General features: G+C 28.1%; 1 protein-coding gene. It reads left to right on the forward strand.

What is annotated here, in order from left to right; translation table 11 throughout:
* Nucleotides 1-695 (forward strand): hypothetical protein (locus LS72_RS11130; protein WP_194145622.1); only part of this gene is annotated, 695 nt, incomplete at its 5' end.
* Between the last annotated feature and the right edge of the window lie 121 nt (nucleotides 696-816).

Here is an 816-nt window from a genome sequence, read left to right on the forward strand (position 1 = left end):
CTGGTAATACTAGAAATATTTTTGCACTCCTTAGCGAAATTCAACGCTATTATGTTATTGAAGCACGAATAGAGGAATTACCTAAAGAATACTTTACAACAAGTCAAATATTAGAATATTTTAGAGCAGGGTTTAAAAGAGGCTTATTAGAAAGCTTCCTATTTGTAATTATTGTGCCTTTTTTACAAATTATCTATCCAAGCTTTAAATATTATTTTTTAAATGCAGTAACAACTAATGCAATGCTATTGTTGCAAATCCTCTCTTATAGCCCCATTGTATTATCTACAATATTTATGATTTACATAGGCAGGTATTATCAAGGTTCAATGACAAAGCGTGCTATTTTGGCTCTAATAAATGGCAGAATCCTTGCCTTTATTCTAAAGGGAATCCTTTTTTATTTTCTCATTCAATGGTTTGTAGGATATTCTTTAAAAAATCCCAATGTTTTATATGTAATTGCAGATTATACTTCTTGGATAGTTAATATTTTTATAGATATAAATACAAACACTGAAGGGTTATATAAATACTATTATGTTTATCTTGTTCCTGCTTTAAGAGATACAGCTCTAAAAATTATCTGGACTATGATGTTATTTGCAGTATTTCCTTATCTTACAATTTTCTTTAAAAGCTCTATCAATCACTCAAAGAAATACAAAATCAAAAAAGAATACGAAAACTATTAAGGAGCAACAATGACAAAAGAAAAGACTACAATAGAAGTTGAAACAAATTTAGAGCCTATGAGAGATATAGAAGCAGAGAATCAATACGCATTATTTATGCAAAGAAATAAAAATGAATTAA

This window comes from Helicobacter apodemus (genome assembly GCF_000765745.2).
GTDB classification, from domain to species: Bacteria; Campylobacterota; Campylobacteria; order Campylobacterales; family Helicobacteraceae; genus Helicobacter_D; species Helicobacter_D apodemus.